The organism is Hydrogenophaga sp. L76, assembly GCF_057654755.1.
Genome location: NZ_CM172807.1, coordinates 834,156 through 856,349, shown reverse-complemented (window position 1 = coordinate 856,349; position 22,194 = coordinate 834,156). Strand labels below are relative to the sequence as shown.

19 protein-coding genes are annotated in these 22,194 nt (G+C 64.0%); 4 read left to right on the top strand and 15 right to left on the bottom strand.

The genetic code is table 11. The features are described 5' to 3' along the window. Positions 1–8 precede the first annotated feature (8 nt). The 13 genes from AC23D4_RS04015 to AC23D4_RS03955 all read right to left on the bottom strand — a co-directional run bounded on the left by AC23D4_RS04015 (position 9) and on the right by AC23D4_RS03955 (position 16,179). A complete protein-coding gene (locus AC23D4_RS04015; protein WP_472887914.1) occupies positions 9–1,046 on the bottom strand; it encodes a DMT family transporter in 1,038 nt (345 codons plus the stop codon). Positions 1,047–1,090: 44 nt separating this feature from the next. Continuing rightward, positions 1,091–2,911, bottom strand: coding sequence for a translational GTPase TypA (gene typA, locus AC23D4_RS04010; RefSeq protein ID WP_472887915.1), 1,821 nt, complete (start codon positions 2,909–2,911; stop codon positions 1,091–1,093). Then, positions 2,908–3,888 carry a tRNA pseudouridine(55) synthase TruB gene (truB, locus tag AC23D4_RS04005; RefSeq protein WP_472887916.1) on the bottom strand — a complete coding sequence of 327 codons (981 nt, stop codon included), beginning with the start codon at positions 3,886–3,888 and terminating at the stop codon, positions 2,908–2,910. Before truB ends, typA begins: the two co-directional genes overlap by 4 nt. Positions 3,889–3,890: 2 nt before the next feature. Continuing rightward, complete coding sequence (gene rbfA / locus AC23D4_RS04000) at positions 3,891–4,265, bottom strand: 30S ribosome-binding factor RbfA (RefSeq protein WP_305360126.1); 375 nt, start codon at positions 4,263–4,265, stop codon at positions 3,891–3,893. A gap of 24 nt (positions 4,266–4,289) precedes the next feature. Continuing rightward, positions 4,290–7,163: a translation initiation factor IF-2 gene (infB, locus tag AC23D4_RS03995; RefSeq protein ID WP_472887917.1), complete on the bottom strand. Its 2,874-nt coding sequence runs from the start codon at positions 7,161–7,163 to the stop codon at positions 4,290–4,292. Positions 7,164–7,179: 16 nt separating this feature from the next. Then, positions 7,180–8,694 (bottom strand): transcription termination factor NusA, encoded by a 1,515-nt coding sequence (gene nusA / locus AC23D4_RS03990; RefSeq protein WP_472887918.1) that lies wholly within the window; start codon positions 8,692–8,694, stop codon positions 7,180–7,182. 78 nt (positions 8,695–8,772) lie between these two features. After that, positions 8,773–9,366, bottom strand: coding sequence for a ribosome maturation factor RimP (rimP, locus tag AC23D4_RS03985; protein ID WP_472888005.1), 594 nt, complete (start codon positions 9,364–9,366; stop codon positions 8,773–8,775). Between the two features lie 146 nt (positions 9,367–9,512). Further along, complete coding sequence (locus tag AC23D4_RS03980) at positions 9,513–9,734, bottom strand: DUF2788 domain-containing protein (protein ID WP_177134148.1); 222 nt, start codon at positions 9,732–9,734, stop codon at positions 9,513–9,515. Positions 9,735–9,755: 21 nt separating this feature from the next. Continuing rightward, on the bottom strand, positions 9,756–10,493 hold the full coding sequence (locus AC23D4_RS03975) for a DUF2189 domain-containing protein (RefSeq protein WP_487623693.1): 738 nt from the start codon (positions 10,491–10,493) through the stop codon (positions 9,756–9,758). A gap of 140 nt (positions 10,494–10,633) precedes the next feature. Beyond that, entirely contained in the window at positions 10,634–12,232 is a 1,599-nt protein-coding gene (locus tag AC23D4_RS03970) for an ABC transporter ATP-binding protein (RefSeq protein WP_472887920.1), read from the bottom strand. Next, on the bottom strand, positions 12,229–13,257 hold the full coding sequence (locus AC23D4_RS03965) for an ABC transporter permease (RefSeq protein WP_472887921.1): 1,029 nt from the start codon (positions 13,255–13,257) through the stop codon (positions 12,229–12,231). The genes AC23D4_RS03970 and AC23D4_RS03965 overlap by 4 nt, the downstream gene beginning before the upstream one ends. Positions 13,258–13,262: 5 nt before the next feature. Further along, the gene (locus AC23D4_RS03960) at positions 13,263–14,288 is read right to left on the bottom strand and encodes a microcin C ABC transporter permease YejB (RefSeq protein WP_472887922.1); all 1,026 of its coding nucleotides are present in this window, start codon (positions 14,286–14,288) and stop codon (positions 13,263–13,265) included. Positions 14,289–14,331: 43 nt separating this feature from the next. After that, the gene (locus tag AC23D4_RS03955; RefSeq protein ID WP_472887923.1) at positions 14,332–16,179 is read right to left on the bottom strand and encodes an extracellular solute-binding protein; all 1,848 of its coding nucleotides are present in this window, start codon (positions 16,177–16,179) and stop codon (positions 14,332–14,334) included. Between the two features lie 38 nt (positions 16,180–16,217). Between AC23D4_RS03955 and fabI the strand changes: the two genes are divergently transcribed. Both fabI and AC23D4_RS03945 read left to right on the top strand, forming a co-directional pair. After that, the gene (gene fabI / locus AC23D4_RS03950; protein WP_472887924.1) at positions 16,218–17,018 is read left to right on the top strand and encodes an enoyl-ACP reductase FabI; all 801 of its coding nucleotides are present in this window, start codon (positions 16,218–16,220) and stop codon (positions 17,016–17,018) included. 44 nt (positions 17,019–17,062) lie between these two features. Next, entirely contained in the window at positions 17,063–17,935 is an 873-nt protein-coding gene (locus tag AC23D4_RS03945; protein WP_472887925.1) for a DNA ligase, read from the top strand. A 22-nt stretch (positions 17,936–17,957) separates the two neighbouring features. Here AC23D4_RS03945 and AC23D4_RS03940 read toward each other — a convergent pair whose 3' ends face one another. After that, positions 17,958–18,173, bottom strand: coding sequence for an HP1242/YdcH family protein (locus AC23D4_RS03940; RefSeq protein WP_472887926.1), 216 nt, complete (start codon positions 18,171–18,173; stop codon positions 17,958–17,960). 119 nt (positions 18,174–18,292) lie between these two features. Then, entirely contained in the window at positions 18,293–20,584 is a 2,292-nt protein-coding gene (locus tag AC23D4_RS03935; RefSeq protein ID WP_472887927.1) for an Orn/Lys/Arg family decarboxylase, read from the bottom strand. Between the two features lie 165 nt (positions 20,585–20,749). Between AC23D4_RS03935 and AC23D4_RS03930 the strand changes: the two genes are divergently transcribed. Continuing rightward, positions 20,750–21,175 (top strand): NfeD family protein, encoded by a 426-nt coding sequence (locus AC23D4_RS03930; RefSeq protein ID WP_472887928.1) that lies wholly within the window; start codon positions 20,750–20,752, stop codon positions 21,173–21,175. A gap of 69 nt (positions 21,176–21,244) precedes the next feature. After that, complete coding sequence (locus AC23D4_RS03925) at positions 21,245–22,159, top strand: SPFH domain-containing protein (protein WP_472887929.1); 915 nt, start codon at positions 21,245–21,247, stop codon at positions 22,157–22,159. Positions 22,160–22,194 lie beyond the last annotated feature (35 nt).

Below are 22,194 nucleotides of genomic sequence, written 5' to 3'. Positions count from 1 at the left end.
TCCTCGGTTCAATCGGTCTGGGATTCGCAGGCGTCGGCACTCAGGGTCTGTATGCGGGGTGTACCCGCGCGCGACCGCCAGCCCATCAGTTCGTTGATCACCAGGGCAACGATCACCAGGCTGCCCCCGGCGAGCACCTCGGGCCCCGGCACCTCGTTCGCCAGCCACCATGCAAGGACGATGCCGAAGATCACCTCCAGCAGGGCCAGCAGGGACACTTCGGGCGCCTTGAGCACGCGCGCGCAGACGACCGACAGCACGCAGGGAATGGCCAGTTGCACCAGACCCAGCAAGGCCAGCCAGCCGATGTCACCCCCGGTGGCCTCAAACGGCACCGCAAGCGCAAACGTGTAGAGCGAGGACAAGACCGCACCGAGCAGCACCGACGGCACGAGGTCGATCGACTCACCATGCGACTGGCTGCGCTGCACCACGGTCCAGTTCACGGCAGCGGCCACCGGCACGCACAGCGCCACAAGAGAGCCCAGCAACAGACCCGATGCGCTGGCCTCTGCGTCGGACAAGGCGGCCAGCATCTGGCTCCCGTACATGTAGGCAATGCCCGCGCCGGCCGCCACGATGGCCAGCCAGGTGCGCAACGGCAGGCGCTGCCCGATGGCAAAGCGCGCCAGCAAGGCCGTCATCAAAGGGCCCAGCGCCATGATGATGAGAACGTTGGCCACGCTGGTGAAGGTCAGCGCCAGCATGAAGGCGGTGAACATCACGCTCCAGCACACGCCGGACACCCAGAAGGCACGCGACTCGGGCAACAGGCCCCAGTATTGATGGAGGGTTCTGCCGATGACCGAGCGCTCTGGCGAATCGAGTGCCTGCACGCGCCCCTGACGGCTGGCCACACGCCACACCGGCAGGATGATCAGCAACGACAAGGCCGTGAACGCGCTGCGCCAGAAGGTCACCTCAAAGCGTGCTGCCGATTCCAGCTGGCGCGACACCACCCCGGCGATGGACCACATCAGGGTCACCGCGATCATCAGGAACACCGCCTGGGTGTGGCTCAGGCGGCTCAAGGCGCGAAAAGGCATGGTGCTGAATCAACAACACGGCGCCAGGCCGTGTTGAAGATGCATCAGTCGCGGTTGCGCTTGCGGTCGCTTTCTTTCAGGAAGCGCTTGCGCAGACGGACCGACTTGGGCGTGATTTCGACCAGCTCGTCGTCTTCGATGAATTCGACACCGTACTCGAGGTTCAGGTCGATTGGCGGCGTGATCTTGATCGCGTCTTCCTTGCCCGATACACGGAAGTTGGTCAGCTGCTTGGTGCGCGTGGCGTTGACCACGAGGTCGTTGTCGCGGCTGTGGATGCCGACGATCATGCCTTCGTACACCGGGTCACCGGCCTTGACGAACATGCGGCCACGGTCGTCCAGCTTGCCCAGGGCGTAGGTGAAGATTTCACCGTCGTCCATGGAGATCAGCACGCCGTTCTTGCGGCTGGCGATGTCGCCCTTGTGCGCTTCGTAGCTGTCGAAGATGTTGGAAATCAGGCCGGAACCACGGGTCAGGTTCAGGAATTCGTTGGTGAAACCGATCAGGCCACGGGCCGGGATGCGGTATTCCAGGCGCACGCGGCCACGGCCGTCCGGCTCCATGTTGACCAACTCGCCCTTGCGTTCGCCCAGGGCCTGCATCACGCCGCCCTGGTGCTGCTCTTCGATGTCGGCCGTCACCAGCTCGATCGGCTCGTGGCGTTCGCCGTTGACATCGCGGAAAACCACGCGCGGCTTGGAAACAGCCAGCTCGTAGCCTTCGCGGCGCATGTTTTCCAGCAGGATGGTCAGGTGCAGTTCACCGCGGCCCATCACCTCGAAAATGCCGTCTTCGCTGGTTTCGCTGACGCGCAGCGCCACGTTCGATTGCAGTTCTTTTTGCAGACGGTCCCAGATCTGGCGGCTGGTCACGAACTTGCCTTCGCGGCCGGCCAGCGGGCTGGTGTTCACGCAGAAGTTCATGGTCAGGGTCGGTTCGTCGACCTTGAGCATCGGCAGGGGTGCGGGGGTGAGGGGATCGGTCACGGTCACGCCGATGCCGATGTCGGCGATGCCGTTGATCAGCACGATCTCGCCGGGGCCGGCTTCGCTGGCCTGCACGCGGTCCAGGCCCTGGAAGGTCAGCACCTGGTTGATGCGGCCCTTGATGGTCTTGCCGTCGGGACCTTCCATCACCAGCACGTCCATGTTGGGCTTGATCGTGCCCTGGCTGATGCGGCCCACGCCGATGCGGCCGACGAAGGTCGAGAAATCGAGTGCGGAAATCTGCAGCTGCAGCGGCGCAGCAGGATCGCCCGTTTGCGCGGGCACGTGCTTGAGCACGGTTTCAAACAGGGCCGACATGTCGGGGCCCCACTGCTCGCCCGGCGCGCCCTCTTCCAGCGAGGACCAGCCGTTGATGCCGGAGGCGTAGACCACCGGGAAGTCCAGCTGCTCGTCGTTGGCACCCAGCTTGTCGAACAGGTCGAAAGCGGCGTTCACCACCTTGTCGGGGTTGGCGCCGGGCTTGTCCACCTTGTTGACCACCACGATGGGCTTGAGGCCCAGGGCCAGCGCCTTCTTGGTCACGAAGCGGGTCTGCGGCATCGGGCCTTCCTGGGCGTCGATCAACAGCACCACACCGTCCACCATGGACAGGGCGCGTTCGACTTCGCCACCGAAGTCCGCGTGGCCGGGGGTGTCGACGATGTTGATGTGCGTGCCCTGCCAGCTCACGGCGCAGTTCTTGGCCAGGATGGTGATGCCACGCTCTTTTTCGATGGCGTTGTTGTCCATCACCGTGTCCACGACTTTTTCGTGCTCGGCGAAGGTGCCCGACTGGCGCAGCAGCTGGTCGACCATGGTGGTTTTGCCGTGGTCGACGTGGGCGATGATGGCGATGTTGCGGATCTGTTTGCTCATGTTGCGGTTTCCAGGATTTGCTGTATTTCGATGGGGCTCAGCAGCCGCCCCGGGATGAGTTCGCCGCCCTCGGTGTGGCCACTGCCGAGCAGGACCGCCGAGGGGTTTGAGGTTTCGGTGGAGGTCGCCGGCGCGGGGCCGAACACCGCCACCTGGCTCTGGTCAGGCCAATCGCCTCGCCTGCGCACACCACTGAGGTAGCGCCCGGCATTGTCGGCGTCCAGCGTGACCGGCACGTGTCCTTCTAGCAAGACCTGGACCGGCGCCAGGTGCGCCAGACGCTGACCTTCGTCTTCCGAAGCCAGCGCATCCAGGGTGATGCACTGTGTGACGTCAAAAGGCCCGGTGGCGGTGCGGCGCAGCATGGTCAGGTGCCCGCCACAGCCCAGCGCTTCGCCGATGTCTTCCCCAAGGGTGCGGATGTAGGTGCCCTTGCTGCAGCGCACGCGCAGTTGCAGGCAAGGCGTGTCGCCATCAAGCTGCATGTCCAGCAGGTCCAGATCGTGAATCACCACCTGGCGCGCTTCGCGCTCGACCGTCTGGCCGTCGCGGGCGTATTCGTACAGCGGTTTGCCGTCTTTTTTCAGCGCACTGTGCATGGGCGGCACCTGCGCGATCGGACCCATGAAGCGGTCGAGCACCTCGACCACCTGGCCCGGGGTACAGGTCACGGCGCGGGTCTCGATCACCTCCCCCTCTGCATCGCCGGTGCTGGTCTTCAGGCCCAGGCGCACGGTGGTCTCATAGGTCTTGTCCGCGTCAAGGTGCAACTGGCTGAACTTGGTGGCGGCACCGAAACACAGTGGCAGCACACCCGTGGCGAGCGGGTCCAGCGTGCCGGTGTGGCCGGCTTTTTCGGCGCGCAGCAACCACTTGGCCTTTTGCAAGGCCTGATTGCTGGAGAGACCCAGCGGTTTGTCTAGCAGCAGCACCCCATGCACAGGGCGCCGTTGCACCCTGGTGCTTTGGCGCTGCATGGTCATTCCTCGTCTTTGGAACGCGAAGCCACCGCCTTGGATATCAAGGCGTTCATGTCTGACGCGCGCTCGGTGGTGCGGTCAAATATGAAGTGCAGCGTGGGCACGGTGTGGATATGCAGCCGCTTGAAAAGCCCGCTGCGCAGAAATCCGGCGGCGGCGTCCAGGCCTTGCTGGGTTTCTTCAGGGTCGCCAGTCAACAGGCTGAAGAACACCTTGGCGTGCGCGTAGTCGGGCGTGACCTCAACCGCGTTGATCGTGATCATGCCGACCCGGCGGTCTTTGAGCTCGCGCGCAATCAGCTCGGCCAGATCGCGCTGGATCTGGTCGGCCACGCGGAAACCGCGGTTGGGAGTGGAAGACTTCTTGACAGCCATGACGGTGCTCGAAACGTACCCCGATCAGAGGGTACGCGCCACTTCCTTGATCTCAAAGAACTCGAGCTGATCGCCCTCTTTGATGTCGTTGTAATTCTTGAGCTTGATACCGCACTCAAAGCCTTCCTTGACTTCGCGAACGTCGTCTTTCAGGCGCTTCAAGGTGTCGATCTCGCCGGTGTAGATCACCACGTTGTCGCGCAGCAGACGGAAGTGTGCGTTGCGGGTGACCTGACCCGAAGTGACCATACAGCCTGCCACGGTACCGATCTTGGACGCCACGAACACGGTGCGGATCTCGGCCGAGCCGATGATTTCTTCGCGTTTCTCGGGCGCCAGCATGCCGGACATCGCCGCTTTCAACTCATCGACGGCGTCGTAGATGATGTTGTAGTAACGCAGATCCACGTCGTTGCCTTCGGCCAGCTTGCGCGCACCCACGTCGGCGCGCACGTTGAAACCGATGATCACGGCCTTGGAGGCGATGGCCAGGTTGACGTCGGACTCGCTGATGCCACCCACGCCGGAGAACACCATTTGCACCTTGACCTCGTCGGTCGAGAGCTTGAGCAACGAAGCGCCCAGGGCTTCCTGGGAACCCTGCACATCGGCCTTGACGATGATGGGCAAGACCTTGACTTCGCCCGCCGACATGTCGGTGAACATGTTTTCCAGCTTGGCGGCCTGTTGCCGGGCCAGCTTGGTGTTGCGGAACTTGCCGGCGCGGTAGGTGGCGATCTCGCGCGCACGGCGCTCGTCGGTCATCACCATGAAATCGTCACCGGCCTGCGGGACTTCCGACAGACCCTGGATTTCCACCGAAATGGAAGGACCGGCGGACTTGATGGTCTTGCCGTTCTCGTCGAGCATGGCGCGCACGCGGCCCGAGGTCTGACCAACCAGGATCACGTCGCCGGTCTTGAGCGTACCGCTCTGAACCAGCACCGTGGCCACGGCACCGCGGCCCTTGTCCAGACGCGCTTCAATCACCAGGCCCTTGGCCATGGCATCGACAGGCGCCTTGAGCTCCAGCACTTCGGCCTGCAGCAGCACCTGCTCCAGCAGGGCATCCACGCCCTCGCCAGTTTTGGCCGACACGTTGACAAAGGGCACGTCGCCGCCAAACTCTTCGGGCACGACTTCTTCGGCCACCAGCTCCGAGCGCACCTTTTCCAGGTTGACGCCGGGTTTGTCGATCTTGGTCAATGCGACCACCATGGGAACACCCGCCGCTTTCGCGTGCTTGATGGCTTCCTTGGTTTGCGGCATGACGCCGTCATCGGCCGCGCACACCAGGATCACGATGTCGGTCGCCTGCGCACCACGGGCCCGCATGGCGGTGAACGCCTCGTGACCCGGGGTATCGAGGAAGGACACCATGCCACGCGGTGTTTCCACGTGGTAGGCACCGATGTGCTGGGTGATGCCACCGGCTTCACCCGCGGCCACCTTGGCCCGGCGGATGTAGTCCAGCAGCGAGGTCTTGCCGTGGTCCACGTGGCCCATCACGGTCACGACCGGGGCACGCGGCAACAGCTCGGCTTCGTGTTGTTCGCTGTCTTCGTCCGTGAACGCTTCTGGATCGTCCAGCGCGGCAACGATGGCCTTGTGACCCAGTTCTTCCACCAGGATCATGGCGGTGTCCTGGTCCAGCGGCTGGTTGATGGTGACCATCTGGCCCAGCTTCATCAACTGCTTGATGACTTCCGACGACTTCAGGCTCATCTTGTGCGCCAGTTCGGCGACCGTGATGGTCTCCGGCACGTGCACCTCAATGACCTTGAATTCGGTCGGCGCCACGAAGCTGCTCTGACCCGTGTCACGGCTGTCGCGGTCGTTGCGACGGCCACCACCGCGCGGACCACCGCGCCAGTTGGAGCGCCCGGCGCTGGTGTCACCGCGGGTCTTGATTTCTTTCTTCTTGGCCGCGTCGTCTTTCCAGGTGGAAGACAGGTTTTCGGATTTGACTTCTTTCTTGCCGGCACCGGCGGCGGCGCCAGCTGCAGCCGCGGTCGTGCCCGCGGGCTTGGCGCCCGGCGTGCCAGCGGGCTTGTGCAGCGTGCCCTTGATGGCCTTGGGATCCGGCGTGGGCTCGGGCTTCTTGGCGACCATGGTCTTGGCCGGCGCAGCCATCATGGCGCGGATGTTGGCGGCTTCGGCTTCGGCCTTGCGGCGACGCTCGATCAGGTCCTGGGCGCGCAGGTCGTCGGCCTTCTGGACCTCTGCCTTCTTGTCGGCCAGCACGCGAGCGGCCGATTCACGTTCCAGCGACGCGGCCTGGGCTTTTTCGTGTTCGGCGATGCGGGCTGCAGCGCTGCCCGCGGCATCGACTGAAGCCGTGGATTGGGCGGCTTCACGCTCGGCGCGTGCGGTGGCTTCGGCCGCTTCGGTCGCCAGACGTTCCTGCTCGGCTTTGGCAGCCCGGGCTTCTTCGGCTTCGCGTTGCAGGCGCTTCTGCGTCAGCTCTTCTTCCTGGCGGCGCAGCAGCTCTGCCTGGCGCCGCGCGTCTTCCTCGCGGCGAGCGAGTTCGGCTTCGTCGACCACCGGGGCGGCTGGCTCTTGTGGCTCGGCCACAGGTTCAGGCACGACCACCTCGTCATCGCGCTTGATGAAAGTGCGCTTCTTGCGCACCTCCACCTGGATCGTGCGGGCACGTCCGGTGGCATCGGCCTGCTTGATCTCGCTGGTGGACTTTTTCACCAGCGTGATCTTCTTGCGTTCACCGCCCGCAGTGCCGTGGCTGACCTTGAGGTGGTTCAGCAGCTTCTGCTTGTCGGACTCGGTGATCGGGTCGTTGCCCGCGTTCTTGGGCACCCCGGCCGCAGAGAGTTGCTCCAGCAGCGATGAGGTGGGCTTGTTCAGCTCGGCAGCCAATTCGGCGACGGTGGTACTTGTCATAGGTTCTTTTCTCCGCTCAGGCCTCCGCGGTTCCGTTCGATGCAGGCGTTTCGTCATTGGTGAACCAGTGAGCGCGGGCCTTCATGATCAGAGCGGTAGCCTCTTCAGGCGTCTGGCCGGTGATGTCGGTCAATTCGTCGGTGGCCAGGTCAGCCAGCTCGTCGCGGGTGTGCACACCACCGTCGGCCAGCTTGGCAACCAGTTCCAGGGTGACGCCATCGAGATCGCGCAGGTCTTGCGAGACTTCCTCGACGCTTTCTTCCCGGGCAATTTCCATGGTCAGCAGGGCATCCTTGGCGCGCGTGCGCAACTCGTTGACCGTGTCTTCGTCGAACGATTCGATCTCCAGCATTTCCTGCAGCGGCACATAGGCCACTTCTTCGAGGCTGGTGAAGCCTTCTTCGATGAGGATGTCGGCGATTTCCTGGTCCACGTCCAGCTTGGCCATGAAGATCTTGCGGATGCCGTCGGCTTCTTCGGCCTGCTTCTGGGCCGACTCGTCAGCCGTCATGATGTTGATGCGCCAGCCGGTCAGCTCCGAAGCCAGGCGCACATTCTGCCCACCGCGGCCGATCGCGATCGCCAGGTTTTCTTCATCCACCACCACATCCATGGCGTGACGCTCTTCGTCCACCACGATCGAGACCACGTTGGCTGGCGCCAGAGCGCCAATGACGAACTGGGCCGGGTCTTCGGACCACAACACGATGTCGACGCGTTCACCAGCGAGCTCGTTGGTCACGCCGTTGACACGCGAGCCGCGCACGCCGACACAGGTGCCGATGGGGTCGATGCGTTTGTCGTGCGAGAGCACGGCGATCTTGGCGCGTGAACCGGGATCGCGGGCGCAGGTCTTGATTTCCAGCAGGCCTTGTTCGATCTCGGGCACCTCCTGGCGGAAGAGCTCGATCATGAAGGAAGGGGCTGATCGCGACAGCAGGATGGGGGCGCCGCGCAGGGTCAGGTCCACATCCATGATCATGGCGCGCACGCGGTCACCGGTCCGGAAGTTTTCTTTCGGGATCGTCTCGCTGCGCTTCAAACGGCCTTCGACACGGCCGCTCTCGATGATGAGATCGCCCTTGTCCATGCGCTTGACGGTGCCGACAAAGATCTTGTCCCCACGCGACATGAAGTCATTGAGCAGCATCTCGCGCTCGGCATCGCGGATCTTCTGCAGGATCACCTGTTTGGCCGCCATGGCACCGATGCGGCCGATGGGCACACTTTCAACCGGCTTCTCGATGTAGTCGCCTTCTTCGATGTCGGGAATTTCATCGCGCGCATCGGTCAGCAGTTCCTCGGCATCGGGATTCTGCAGGCCCGCTTCGTCGGGCACGACGAGCCAACGGCGGAAAGTCTCGTAGGAGCCATCGTCCGGACTCATGGCCACGCGGATGTCCACGTCGCCCTTGTAGAGTTTTTTGGTGGCCGAGGCCAGCGCCAGTTCCACAGCGCTCAGCACAATGTCCCGTTCGACATTTTTCTCGCGCGAGATGGCATCGATCAGCATCAACATTTCGCGGTTCATATCACTCGCCCACCTTTCCGAAGCTCTTTTCCAGAGTCACAAACATTTTTTGCATAAATGGTTCGCACAAATCACACTTCAAACCGGATCCGATCCACCTGAAGCCGACTGGCGACCCTTGAAATTCACAATAGGCGCCAACCGGGCCTGCTGGACATCGTCCAGCACAAAGCCCAGCGCCTGCAACGGCGGCGGAACGCGCTTCTTGCTCACACGCTGCCCGGGCTTGGGTTCGGGCGCATCGCTCCAGACCAGTTGCCAGGAAACCCCATCAGCAGCCCGCTCCAGCGTGCCGCGAAACTTTTTTCGACTGGCGGAAATGCCCGAATCCGTGACGCCGATCGGCGCCTTCAGCGTGAGGTCAACCGTGTGACCCTCAAAACGGATGTAGTCGACTTCATGACGCAAGGGACGATCGATACCCGGCGAACCCACCTCCAGCCGGCGGTATTCGAGACCTTCGACTTCCAGCAGATAGTGCAGCTGGCGCGTCACCTTCTCGCAATCTTCCACCGTCACGAACTGGGGCACCGGTGCGGGCTGGCCCGCTTCTGGCTGTTGCCAGGGCAGATCGATCGTGACACGCAACAAACCACCGGCGGAACGCTCCAGATCCACCAGGTCAAAACCCAGTCCAGTGACGGTTTGCGTGACGGTTTCTTGCCAGGCCATTGGTGCGGTATCTGCCTTGTTCGGTGTTGGTTGGAAAAGCGTTCGGCCAAAAAAAATGGGCCGGTAGTAACCCGCCCATTTGGTCGTGAAGCTCACATTGTAACCTGTCCGAGACCCCTATTGCAATATCCGAGCCACCGACGCCATCAAATACCCAACACCCACTGAATGATGTTTTTGGCAACAAAGCCCAGCATGCCCAGCGAGAGCACCAGAAACAGGATGAACGAGCCGAATTTGCCCGCCTTGGACTCCAACGCGAGGTTGAACACGATGAACAGCATGTACAGGATGAACGCGCCGACACCGAAGGTCAAGCCGAACTGGGCGATCTGGCCCTCGGTGTAGCCGAAAAGGGTGGTTTCCATGGAAAACGGTCGCGGTGCGGCTCAGACGGCGGGCGCCGTGGACGTGGGGGGTTCGGGGCAGAGGTCGCGGTAGGCGTGCCAGCTGGCATGGGCCACCAGGGGGATGACCACGATCAGGCCCAGCAAGGCGGTGATCATGCCCATACCCACCAGCATGCCGATCAGCACCGCCCACCAGACCAGCGGCCCGGGGTGATCGGCCACGGCGCGCCAACTCGCTGTCACCGCCATGCTGACGGGAACGCTCTTGTCCACCAGCATCGGTATGGCGACCACGCTGGAGGCAAAAACCGGCGCAGCGAGCAGCGAGCCCATCAGGAGCCAGACCTCGAACAGGCCGGGTTCCCGCACCAGCACCACGTGGCGCAAAAAATCAACCGGCTTGTTGATAGGGATCTCGGACCAGAGTGTGATCAGGCCGGCGGAGGTCAATACCCAGCCGGTACCCGCCAGGCCCAGCAGCAGGCCAAAGCGCACCAGGCGCCCATCAAACGTGCGCCACAGCGCGAACACATCGGCCAGGCCCGCCTGCCGCCCGACGGCTCGTTCACGGCTGACGTGGTACAGGCCGGTCGCCAGCACCGGGGCGACGATCAGGAAGCCGGAGAAGGCCCCTGCAAGCAGCCAGAATTTCTCGCGCGCCGCCCACATCAGCAACCAGCCGAAGGCCGTGATCAACGCGCCGTGAGCCAGCCCCGGTATCGGGTTGGCCCGCAGATCGTCCCAGCCTCTTTCGACCCAGCGGACTGGCGAAATCATGTCCACGGGCACGGCGGCAGTTGGGGAAGGCGCTGGCGGTAGGGTCTGGGTCATGGATGAGGGTGGAAGGGGTTCGCGCGAAGACGCGCCACGGCGGCCAATGCTGGGGAGTGATGTTAGTTCAAGCCCGCACACGCAGCTCAGGCTGCGGCCCGAACCAGCGCCTGGGTGTAGGGATGTTGCGGCTGTTGCAGCACCCGGTCCACGTGACCCCGTTCGAGCAATACCCCGTCTTTCATCACCACGACCTCGTGGGCCATGGCAGCGATCACGTCCACGTCGTGGGTGATCAGCAAGTAGCTCAGCTCCCGCTTGCGCTGCAGACGCTGCAGCAATGCGAGCACCTGTTTCTGCACCGTCACGTCCAGCGCACTCGTGGGCTCGTCGAGCACCAGCAGTTGAGGCCCCACGATGAGCGCGCGCGCAATCGCCAGGCGCTGGCGCTGGCCGCCGGAAAACTCGTGGGGGTAGCGCTGCAGCCAGTCGCCGCCATGGCGAGGGTCGTCCACCAGCCCCACATCGGCGAGCGCTGCGACCACCCGCTCACGTCGCTGTGCGACCGACATCCCGGGTTCGTGGACCAGCAGGCCTTCGCCCACAATCTGCTCCACCGTCATGCGTGGGGACAGCGAAGAAAACGGATCCTGAAAGACGACCTGGATGCGCTGACGCAGGGCTCGGCTCTGGCCCGTCTTGCGTGCTTCGCTCCAGTCGGTCCCGGTCACCTGCAGGCTGCCCTGGTGCGGCAGCAGGCCCAGCGCAGCCAGCGCAAGCGTGGACTTGCCCGAGCCCGACTCACCGATCACCCCCAGCGTGCGTCCAGGCGGAATGTCGAGATCAGCCCCTTGCACGGCAACGAACTCCCCCTTGTTGAACCAGCCGCTCAGGCCCGGCAGCGGAACCGGGTAACTCACGCGCAGACCCCGCGCCTGCAGCACCGGCTCGGCCGCGGTGGCGGGCGCCTCCACCACATCGCGAGCGGGTTTGCTGGCCAGCAGCATGCGGGTGTAGGCGTGTTGCGGCGCGGCAAACACCTCGCTCACACCGCCCTGCTCCACCAGATGCCCGCGCTCCATCACCGCCACGCGGTCGGCGAAGCGCCGCACCAGGTTCAGGTCGTGCGTGATCAGCAACACCGCCATGCCGTGCTGGCGCTGCAGATCGGCCAGCAGGTCGAGGATCTGGCCACGCAGGCTCACATCCAGCGCGGTGGTGGGCTCGTCGGCCAGCAGCAGCTTCGGCGCACTGGCCAGCGCCATGGCGATCATGGCGCGCTGGCGCTGGCCACCGCTGAGCTGGTGCGGGAAGGCGTTCGCGCGGCGGGCGGGCTCGGGGATGCCCGTGGACGCCAGCAGCTCCACCGTGGCGGACCGGGCCTGGCCCGTCGTCAGCCCCTTTTTCAGTTGCAGCACTTCACCAATCTGGTCGCCCACCGCGTAGAGCGGGTTGAGCGCCGTCATGGGCTCCTGGAAGATGACGGCCACGTCGTCACCGCGCACGCCGCGCAACTGGTGTTCGGTCATCTGCAGCAGGTCCCGCCCCGCCAGCAGCGCCGAACCGCTGACCTCGGCGTTGTGCACCAGGCGCAGCAGCGAGAGCGCCGAGACCGTCTTGCCCGAACCGGACTCGCCCACCAGGGCCAGCTTTTCGCCAGCAGCGATCGAAAAATCGATGCCGTGCACCACCTCCTGGTCGCCGAACGACACCCTCAGGTTCCGGACCTCCAGCAAAGGTTTCATCGGTCCTGCTTTCTGGGGTCCAGCGCATCACGCAGCGCATCCCCCATGAAGGTCAGCAGCAGCAGCGTGATCACGAGCACGGCGAAGGTGGACATGGAAATCCACCAGGCGTCGATGTTGTTCTTGCCCTGGCTGAGCAGCTCACCGAGCGACGGCGTGCCGGGCGGCACGCCCAGGCCCAGAAAGTCCAGCGAGGTCAGCGCCAGGATGGCCGCGCTCATGCGGAACGGCAGAAAAGTCACCACCGGCGTCAGGCTGTTGGGCAACACGTGGCGCCAGATGATCTGCCCGTTCGACAGGCCCAGGGCACGCGCCGCGCGCACGTAGTCCAGCTGGCGGTTGCGCAGGAATTCGGCGCGTACGTAGTCGGACAAGCCCATCCAGCCAAACAGGCTGAGCAACACCAGCAGCAGGCTGATGCTGGGCGCGAACACGGCGGAGAAGATGATGAGCAGGTAGAGCTCGGGCATCGAACCCCAGATCTCGATGAAACGCTGGAAGGCCAGGTCGGTCTTGCCGCCAAAAAAGCCCTGGATGGCACCGGTGATCACGCCCAGCAAGACGCCGATGAAGGTGAGTGCCAGCGCAAACAGCACGCTGACCCGGAAGCCGTAGATCAGCTGGGCCAGCAGATCGCGGCCCCGGTCGTCGGTGCCGAGCCAGTTGTCGAGGGTGGGCGCCGAAGGATTGGGCTCTTTGGCGAAGTAGTTGAGTGTCTTCGGGCCATAGGGGTTGGGCGCATAGACCGCCCAGTTGTCGCCGCGGTTCAGCTGCTCGCGGATGAAGGGGTCCAGGTAGTCGGTGCTGGTTTCAAAATCACCGCCGAACGTGGTTTCCGGGTAGTCCTGCACCATGGGGAAATAGGTGCTGCCCTCGTAACGCACGATCAGCGGTCGATCGTTCGACAGCAGCTCGGCAAACAGGCTGGCGACCACCAGCACGCAGAAGATCACCAGGCTCCAGTAACCCAGGCGGTTGCGTTTGAAGCGCTGCCAGGCGCGGCGAGAAGGAGAAGCGGCAGCCATCGGATTCAATCGAACTTGACGCGGGGATCGACCCACACGTAACAAAGGTCGGAGATCAGTTTGGTCACCAGCCCGATCAGCGTGAAGAAGAACAGCGTGCCCAGCACGACGGGATAGTCGCGCCGGATCACGCTCTCGTAGCTCAGCAGACCCAGGCCGTCGAGCGAAAACAGCGTCTCGATGAGCAGCGAACCGGCGAAGAACGCGCCGATGAAGGCCGAGGGAAAGCCGGTGACGATGGGAATCAGCGCGTTGCGGAAGACGTGCTTCCACAGCACCTGGCGCTCGCTCAGGCCCTTGGCGCGCGCGGTCATCACGTACTGCTTGCGGATTTCTTCCAGAAAGGCGTTCTTCGTGAGCATGGCCGTGACCGCAAAACTCCCGAGCACCATGGCGGTCAGCGGCAGGGTGATGTGCCAGAGATAGTCCACGATGCGCGCACCCCAGCTCAGCTCCTCCCAGTTGGACGAGGTGAGGCCGCGCAGCGGAAACCACTGCAGCTGTCCGCCAAAGATCACCAGCAGCGCCACGCCCAGCACAAAGCCGGGAATGGCGTAACCGATCAACACCAGCAGCGTGGTGACCAGATCGAAGCGCGAACCGGCGCGCACCGCCTTGGCCACGCCCAGCGGCACGGCCACCAGATAGCTGATGAAAAAGGTCCACATGCCGAGACTGATCGACACCGGCAGCTTTTCGACGATGAGTTCGGACACCGCCTTGTTCTGGAAGAAGCTGGTGCCCAGGTCGAAACGCGCGAACTGCCCGAGCATCTGGAAAAAGCGCTCGTGCGCCGGCTTGTCAAAGCCGTACAGCGCCTTGATCTGCTCCAGCCGCTGCGGATCGACGCCCTGGGCGCCCCGGTACACCGAGCCGCCCTCCGCACCACCGCCCTGCCCTGTGCGCGCCTCGGCCAGGTACTGGTCCACCGGCCCGCCCGGCACGAACTGGATCACCACGAAGGTCAGCAGCAAGACCCCGAACAACGTCGGGATCATGAGCAGGAGGCGTTTGAGGATGTAGACCCACATGGTCAGTTTGTACCTGATCTCATCGAACAAGCGATGGCGGTGGTCACTGCTTGCTCCACCAGGTGTCGATGGCCCAGGCTTCGCCGGCTGCGTAAGGCGGCATGTCCTTCGGGCGGTCCAGCCGCCAGGCGTTGTAGACCATGCGGTGGGTGGTCGCAGACCACTGCGGTATCAGGTAGTGGCTGTGACTGATGACGCGGTCCAGCGCCCGGCAGGCGGCCAGGAAGTCGGGCTTGATGCGCGCATTGACCATCCGGGCCAGCAGCGCATCCACAGCGGGGCTGCTGACGCCCGCGAAGTTGCCTGAGTCTTCGGTCTTGGCCGCCTGACTGCCGAACAGGTCGGCGTATTCGGCGCCGGGGTTGGGCGTGCCGCCGTAGGCGATGGAAATGATGTCGAAGTCGAAACCGCGCAGGCGCTGCTGGTACAGCGCGAAATCCACCGGCCGGAACTTCAGCTCGATGCCGAGCTTTTCCAGATTGCGCGCCCACGGTGTGACAACCCTCGCCCCGGTTTCGGCGCTGTCCAGATATTCCAGCACCATGGCTTGCCCCCGGGCGTTGCGCAATTGCCCTCCCTGCACCGTCCAGCCAGCCTCACGCAACAGCGCCTGGGCCTTGCGCAAGTTGCCGCGCAGGGAGTCCTGGCCGTCGGTGCGCGGCGGTGCGTACATGGGGCCAAAGGCCGCGGCGGGCAACTGGCTGCGCCAGGGTTGCATCAACGCGAGTTCGTCGGGTCCAGGCTCGCCCGTGGGCGAACAATCGGTATTGCCAAACAGGCCCTGCACGCGCTGGTAGGCGCCGTAGAACATCTGCCGGTTCATCCACTCGTAGTCCATCGCCAGACCTAGCGCCTCTCGCACGCGGATGTCGTCGAGCGGCTGGCGGCGCGTGTTGAGCACATAACTCTGGAAGCCAGTGGGCAGGCGGTGCACCAGCTCGGCCTTGACGAGCTCGCCGGTGTTGAAGCGTTTGCCATTGACGCGACGCGCCCAGTCGCCGGCCGAGAAGAAGCGCATCAGGTCAAACTCGCCCGCCTTGAGCGCTTCGAGCCGCGCGGTGGCGTCCTTGTAAATCTTCACCGTGATGCGGTCGAAATTGGCGGTGCCGCGGCGCACCGGCAGGTCGCGCGCCCAGTAGGCCGGGTCGCGCACGTAGGTGATGTCCTTGCCAAACTGCACGGGACCGATCTTGTACGGACCGCTGCCGATCGGGAAATCCATCACCACCTGGTCAAAGCTCTTGCGCTGCCCAGTCTTGGGATCAGGTGTGTTGCCCCAGGCACGGCTGAACACGGGCAGGCCGCCCACCGTCAACGGCATTTCGCGGTTGGGCTTCTTGAACCGGTAGCGCACCGTGCGCTCGTCGATCACGTCCAGTCCCGCCACGTCTTCCAGGATGGTCTTGTAGGCGGGCGAGGTGTAGGGCCCCATGAGGGTGTCGAAGCTGTGCTTCACGTCGGCGGCCAGCACCGGGTCGCCATTGTGGAAACGCGCCTCGCGCCGCAACCGGAAGGTGACCGACAGGCCGTCGCTCGCGGCATCCACGTCTTCGGCCAGCAGTCCGTAGCCGGCACCCGTTTCGTCCAGCGCACCCGTGAGCAGCGAGTCGAACATCAGGTCGGACAGGTAGGCCGGTGCACTGCCCCGCAAGGTGAACGGGTTGTATTTGTCGAAGGTGGAAACGCGCAGGTTGCTGACCAGCCGCAACTCGCCCCCTTTGGGCGCGGCAGGGTTCACGTAGGCAAAATGGTCAAACCCCGGTGGGTATCTGAGGTCACCCCAGAGCGCATAGCCGTGCGCCGACCAGACCGGGCTTGCAGACAGCGCCAGCACGGCCACCGAACACAGACCAGCCAGGCGTGAACGGAGGCGGTGAAGAGGTGGGTGCATGCGACAATTCTGCTGGATTTTTCATCGGAGGTAGAGCCATGGGTTTTCTGAGCGGCAAAAAACTGCTGATCACGGGTGTGTTGTCCAACCGATCCATCGCCTACGGCATCGCCAGAGCCTGCCACCAGCAGGGCGCCGAACTCGCTTTCAGCTATGTGGGGGAACGCTTCAAGGACCGCATCACCGAGTTTGCGGCCGAGTTCGACTCGACGTTGATCTTTGACTGCGATGTCAGCGACGACGCCCAGATTCACCAGATGTTTGCCGATCTGTCGAAGACCTGGCCGAAGTTTGACGGCTTCGTGCACAGCATCGGCTTCGCGCCGCGCGAGGCGATCGCCGGCGACTTTCTCGATGGCCTGTCGCGCGAAGCTTTCCGCGTCGCCCACGACATCAGCGCCTACAGTTTCCCCGCCATGGCCAAGGCCGCCCTGCCCTACCTCAACGACAGAGCCGCCCTGCTCACACTGAGCTACCTCGGTGCGCAGCGCATCATTCCCCACTACAACACCATGGGCCTGGCCAAGGCCAGCCTGGAAGCTTCGGTGCGCTACCTGGCCGAGTCGCTGGGTCCGCGGGGCATGCGTGTCAACGGCATCAGCGCCGGACCGATCAAGACGTTGGCCGCCAGCGGCATCAAGGACTTTGGCAAGCTGCTGGGCATGGTGGCCGCCGCATCGCCCCTGCGCCGCAACATCACGATCGAAGACGTGGGCAACGTGGCCGCGTTCCTGCTGTCCGATCTGGCTTCAGGTGTGACTGCGGAGATCACCCATGTGGACGGGGGCTTCAGCCAGACCGGCGGCGCCAGCCGCGACAGCGAACCGGCAGGTTCCTGACCGTGCAAGCGTCCGGCCAGCCTCTCGTTAGCCGGCGGGCATGGATGCTGGCGGCGCTCGGCCTGCTGGCGTTCGGCGGCGCCGAGGCAGCCGCCCCCAACAACACCCCGGCCCTGATGCTGGCTAACGTCTACCGCCCGGGCATCGACCTGGGTGCCTACTGGCTCAGCGAAAAGTACGACGGTGTGCGCGGTTTCTGGGATGGCCGGCGCTTGTTGACCCGCGGCGGGACCGAGGTTCAGGCACCGGCCTGGTTCACCCAGGGCTGGCCCGCCGAACCCATGGACGGTGAACTCTGGGCCGGACGTGGCCGCTTCGAAGAAACGGTCTCCACCGTGCGCCAGCAAACGCCCGATGACGAGGCCTGGCGACGCATCCGTTTCATGGTGTTTGATCTGCCGGCACACCCGGGCGTGTTCAGTGAGCGCATCGTGGCTTACCGGTCACTGGTCCAGGGCATGGACCGGCCGTGGGTGCAGGCCGTGCCGCAGGAACGGGTGTCCAGCCACGAGGCGCTGGGCCATCGGCTGGACCGGATGGTGCGGTCGGGTGGCGAAGGCTTGATGCTGCACCGTGGCGACTCGTTCTACCGCGCCGTGCGCAGCGACGACCTGCTCAAAGTGAAGACCCACGAAGACGCAGAAGCCCAGGTGCTGGGGTCCGTGCCCGGTCGGGGCAAATACGTGGGCGCCATGGGCGCCCTGCTGGTGCAATCGCCGGACGGACGGCGCTTCCGGATCGGGAGCGGCTTCAGCGACGCCTTGCGCAAGCGGCCGCCGCCGGTAGGTGCCTGGGTGACCTACCGCTACCGGGGTCTGCACGACAGTGGCCTGCCGCGCTTTGCCACTTTTTTGCGCATCCGGAGCGACGCCGACTTGTCGGCGCCGGTCGGTGCGCAGACCCCTGCCCTGCGTTGAACAGGGGATCTGACCGCGCTGCTCAGGTGCTGGCCTGGCGCAAGAGGCCGTAAATCTGGTCCTTGAGCAGCAGTTTTTCTTTTTTCAACTGCTCAATCTCGACCTGCGAACCGGGTTCAATGTGCGCTTCCTTGTTTTTGATCACCTGGTCCAGTTCGTTGTGCTTGTCAAACAGGCGCGTGAAGTGGACGTCATGGCCCTTGAGTCGGGTGATGAGATCGCGGTATTCAGGGAACATCGGTAAGCCTCCGGTTGGGTGGTGGGCATGCACGGTGCACGTTCCATTGCACTTCCCGCGCGGCGCGGGTTGCCAGAACATCTTACCGTGTGCCCTCCGGATCGCCGTGTCCGGCGGTTTCAGACACCCACACAGTCGGCAAAGTAGCTGACCACGCCGTCCACCCCGCGCTCTTGCACCAGCCCGTGGATATCGGTCTCGAACCCGGGGCACTCGCGCGCAAACTCGCGGTTGAACTTGAGGTAGTCCACGATCTTCTTGTTGAACACCTCGCCGGGGATCAGCAGCGGGATGCCGGGCGGATACGGCGTCACCAGGCTGGTGGTGATGCGGCCCTCCAGATCATCGATCGGCACGCGTTGCGTGGTGCGGTGGGCGATGTGCGCAAACGCGTCACTCGGTTTCATGGCCGGCGTGTGATCGCTCAGGTACATGTCGGTCGTGAGGCGTGCGATGTCGTACTTGGCGTAGAGCTCGTGCACGTGCTGGCAGAGGTCGCGCAGGCCCATCTGTTCGTAACGGGGGTGTTTCTGGCAGAACTCCGGCAGGATGCGCCACATGGGCTGGTTCTTGGCGTAGTCGTCCTTGAACTGCTGCAGCGCGGTCAGCAGCGTGTTCCAGCGGCCCTTGGTGATGCCGATGGTGAACATGATGAAGAAGCTGTAAAGCCCGGTCTTCTCCACCACCACGCCGTGCTCGGCCAGGAACTTGGTGACGATGGAGGCCGGGATGCCGGTGGCGGCGAAATCGCCGTTCATGTTCAGGCCGGGCGTGACGATGGTCGCCTTGATCGGGTCCAGCATGTTGAAGCCCGGCGCCATGTCGCCGAAACCGTGCCAGGCTTCTTCGCCATCGGAGGGCTGCACGCCATCGGCGTCGGTGCGCTTGAGCACCCAGTCGCTGGCGCGGCCGATGCCCTCTTCCACCAGGTTGTCGGGTCCCCAGACCTGGAACCACCAGTCGTCTTCACCGAATTCCGCCTCGACCTTGCGCATGGCGCGGCGGAAATCCAGGGCTTCGGCGATGCTCTCCTCCACCAGCGCGGTGCCGCCGGGCGGCTCCATCATGGCCGCCGCCACGTCGCAGCTGGCGATGATGCTGTACTGCGGGCTGGTGCTGGTGTGCATCAGGTAGGCCTCGTTGAAGAGGTGGCGGTCCAGCTTGGTGGTCTGCGAGTCCTGTACCAGCACATGGCTGGCCTGGCTGATGCCGGCCAGCAGCTTGTGGATGGACTGCGTCGCGTAGACCACCGAATGCTGCGGACGCGCGCGCTTCTTGCCCATGGCGTGGAAGCTGCCGTAGAACGGGTGGAAGGCCGCATGGGGCAGCCAGGCTTCGTCGAAGTGCAGGTTGTCCACCCAGCCATCGAGCAGGTTCTTGATGGTCTCGGTGTTGTAGAGCACACCGTCGTAGGTGGACTGCGTGAGCGTCAGGATGCGCGGCTTGACGGTGTCGGCATCCACGCCGGCCAGCAGCGGGTTGGCGCGGATCTTGGCCTTGATGGCGTCGATCTCGAACTCGCTCTGCGGGATCGGGCCGATGATGCCGTAGTGGTTGCGCGTGGGCTTCAGGAAGACGGGGATCGCGCCCGTCATGATGATGCTGTGCAGGATGGACTTGTGGCAGTTGCGGTCCACCACCACCACGTCGCCCGGCGCCACCGTGTGGTGCCAGACCATCTTGTTGCTGGTGCTGGTGCCGTTGGTGACGAAGTAGCAGTGGTCGGCGTTGAAGATGCGCGCCGCGTTGCGTTCGCTGGCACCGATGGCGCCGTTGTGGTCCAGCAGCTGACCCAGCTCTTCCACCGCGTTGCACACGTCGGCCCGCAGCATGTTCTCACCGTAGAACTGGTGGTACATCTGGCCCACCGGGCTCTTCAGGAAGGCCACGCCGCCCGAATGACCCGGGCAGTGCCACGAGTAGGAGCCGTCTTCGGCGTAATCGAGCAGCGCCTTGAAGAACGGCGGCTGGATGCCTTCGAGATAACTCTTGGCTTCGCGGATGATGTGACGCGCCACGAACTCGGGCGTGTCCTCGAACATGTGGATGAAGCCGTGCAGCTCGCGCAGGATGTCGTTGGGCAGGTGGCGGCTGGTCTTGGTTTCGCCGTGCACGTAGATCGGCACATCGGCGTTCTTGCGCCGCACTTCCTGAATGAAGTTGCGCAGGTTCAGCACCACCGGGTCCAGATCCGGCCCAGGGCTGAACTCTTCATCGTCAATGGACAGGATGAACGCGCTGGCGCGGCTCTGCTGCTGCGCGAACAGGCTGAGGTCGCCGTAGCTGGTGACGCCGACCACCTCGAACCCCTCCGTCTCGATGGCTTGCGCCAGGGCGCGAATACCCAGACCGGAGGAGTTCTCCGAGCGGAAGTCCTCATCGATGATGACGATGGGAAAACGGAATTTCATGTCGGTCTCCAGCCGCGGACGCGGCCATCAGGTGCAAAAGGAATCGAAACAGGCGCGAAGTGTACGGAAATCAAGTGGCCCTGCCCTTTTGACGCAGGGCATTTGTCGCAGAATGTGGCACGGGTCAGACATTCAGGGGAATGCCTGCCGCATTGGAGAGCTTACATGTCGGATTCCACCCTTTGGTGGCTGCTGGTCGGCGCGGCCGTGGCGCTGGAGTTGTTCACCGGGACTTTCTACCTGCTCATGCTGGCCGTGGGCATGGTCGCCGCGGCACTGGCCGCCCATGCAGGCGTCGGATTGAGCATGCAGCTGATTGTGGCTGCGGTGATCGGATCCGCGGCCGTGTTCTTCTGGCACCTGATCAAGCGGCGGCGCCCGTCGGACCCGTCGGTGCGCGCCATGCGCAGTGTGAATCTCGATGTGGGTGAGGTCATACAGATCGAAGAATGGCTGCCCGACGGCACAGCAAGCGTCAAATACCGGGGCGCGCAATGGACCGTGATCCAGCGGGCGGGCAACCCCCCGATTCCGGGGGCCTACCGCGTGGCAGAACTCGTGGGCAGCCGTCTGCTGGTGGAAAAAGTCTGACCATCAGACTGCAACCTTGCCCGTGGGGCATGATGCAAACCCTCTTCTCACCACAACGGAATCACACACATGGAAATCGCCGTACTTCTGTTTGTCATCGCCGCCATCTTCATCACCCGCTCGATCAAGGTCGTACCCCAGCAGAACAGCTGGGTGGTCGAACGCCTGGGCAAGTACCACGCATCCCTGGCGCCCGGCCTGAACTTTCTGGTGCCGTTCATCGACAAGGTGGCCTACAAGCACAGTCTCAAAGAAATTCCGCTGGATGTGCCCAGCCAGGTCTGCATCACACGCGACAACACGCAGTTGCAGGTCGACGGCATCCTGTACTTCCAGGTCACCGACCCCATGCGCGCCAGCTACGGCTCGTCCAACTACATCATGGCCGTGACCCAGCTCGCACAGACCTCGCTGCGCTCGGTCATCGGCAAGCTGGAGCTGGACAAGACCTTCGAAGAGCGCGACATCATCAACGCCCAGGTGGTTCACGCCATCGACGAAGCCGCGCTCAACTGGGGCGTGAAGGTGCTGCGCTATGAAATCAAGGACCTCACGCCGCCCAAGGAAATTCTGCTGGCCATGCAGGCGCAGATCACCGCCGAGCGTGAAAAGCGGGCCCTGATCGCCGCGTCCGAAGGTCGGCGCCAGGAGCAGATCAACATCGCCACCGGTGAGCGCGAGGCCTTCATCGCCCGCTCCGAGGGTGAAAAGCAGGCCGCCATCAACAACGCCCAGGGCGAGGCCGCGGCCATCACCGCGGTGGCCGACGCCACCGCGCAGGCCATCGAACGCATCGCAGCGGCCATCCAGCAACCGGGCGGCGAGCAAGCCGTGCAGCTGAAGGTGGCTGAACGGGCTGTTGATGCCTACGGCAAGGTCGCGGCGGACGCCACCACCACGTTGATCATTCCCGGCAACATGACCGAGGTCGCGGGCCTGATCGGCTCGGCGATGAAGATGATCGGCACCGGAAAAGCAGTCTGATGCTCCGGTAGGCGCCGTCTGGCCTGCTACAATGC